This window comes from Novosphingobium sp. UBA6272 (assembly GCF_002440635.1).
GTDB lineage: Bacteria > Pseudomonadota > Alphaproteobacteria > Sphingomonadales > Sphingomonadaceae > Novosphingobium.
Window position 1 is genome coordinate 3,125 of record NZ_DJUW01000005.1, and the last position, 497, is coordinate 3,621.

Sequence of the window (497 nt, forward strand, 5' to 3'; positions counted from 1 at the left end):
CGGGCTGATGGACTGGAGCGCCAATGCCGATCCCGCGGCGCTCGCCGCATTGAAGGGCACGGTCAATGAGGTCGTGGTGCAAAGCTATCAGGGGCGTACGACGATCCCCGGCTATGAACGCTACCTCGCGCGGCTGGCGCGGGTGCCGGTGCCGCACAAGGTCGCTTTGGTCCAGGGCGGCGAATGGCGCGAGCCGGCGGCGTTGGCCGCTGACCCGCTGTTCCGCGGCTATGTGGTGTTCCTGGTCAATCCGGGCTGAAGGCTTCAGGCTGCGGCGTTGAGCTGGGGCGGCTGGCAGTCTTCATCGGTCGCTACCTCAATCCGGTTGCGGCCGTTCTGCTTGGCCCGGTACAGCGCCGCGTCGGCTGCCCGCAGCGCGGTGCGAGGGTCGCCACATTCGAAGACATCGGCGATCCCGGCCGAAAAACTGACCTGTCCGAACGGTTGCTCGGTGGCACGGTTGACCAGTCGGCGGTCGGCCAGTTCCTGGCGCAGCC

1 protein-coding gene and 1 pseudogene are annotated in these 497 nt (G+C 67.8%); one reads left to right on the forward strand and one right to left on the reverse strand.

Going from position 1 to position 497, the window contains the following annotated elements:
• A pseudogene (locus B2V17_RS04195) lies at positions 1–259 on the forward strand (DUF3142 domain-containing protein); the annotation flags it as partial.
• 5 nt (positions 260–264) lie between these two features.
• On the opposite strand, the gene B2V17_RS04200 reads toward B2V17_RS04195, so the two are convergent.
• Positions 265–497 (reverse strand): GGDEF domain-containing protein (locus tag B2V17_RS04200; RefSeq protein ID WP_292995518.1); only part of this gene is annotated, 233 nt, incomplete at its 5' end.